At 54.5% G+C, this 539-nt stretch carries 1 pseudogene; it reads left to right on the top strand.

Annotation, left to right across the window (positions count from 1 at the left end):
* Window positions 1–539 (top strand): annotated as a pseudogene (locus tag FDX22_RS17000) (hypothetical protein); the annotation flags it as partial.

Genomic DNA, 539 nt, shown 5'->3' with positions numbered 1-539 from the left:
TATCACACTGCAAAATGTGACCATCGATTCCAACGACGGCGCGGGGATCCGCACCAGCGTAGCCCTGAACATGAAAGATGGGCTTAACAACATCCTTAACGTTAACGGTAAAGGTACCGGCTTCGCCTTTGAACAGCGCAANTTGAGGTCCTTAAGGCTGAAGGTAGCGGTATTCGCGCAAATACTGATGGCGCGCTCACCACCAATGCCGATATCAATGTACGTGACGGCGCAGGCGGCTCAGCGATCATCGCGAAGAACGTCCTCGCCGTCAGCAATAGCGGCAAAATTATCTCTGCCAGCACCAGCGCACCGGTGATTGATGCCAGCGGTGACAGCAATAAAAAAATCACCAACACCGGCACCCTGCAGGCCATCACCGACACTGCGGTGGCCATTCAGTCTGGTAAAGGCAATGACACCATTGATATCAGCGGCGGTGTCACCAGCGGCGTAATCAATACCGGTGAAGGTATGGACACCTTCAACTGGCGTAGCGGCACCTATGCCGGTGAAGTGAATTTCGCCGGTACTGGCGG

It is taken from the genome of Citrobacter sp. TBCS-14, assembly GCF_005280805.1.
GTDB lineage: Bacteria > Pseudomonadota > Gammaproteobacteria > Enterobacterales > Enterobacteriaceae > Citrobacter > Citrobacter gillenii.
Note: the sequence above shows the minus strand (reverse complement) of the source record. Positions and strands in the feature narration are given on the sequence as shown.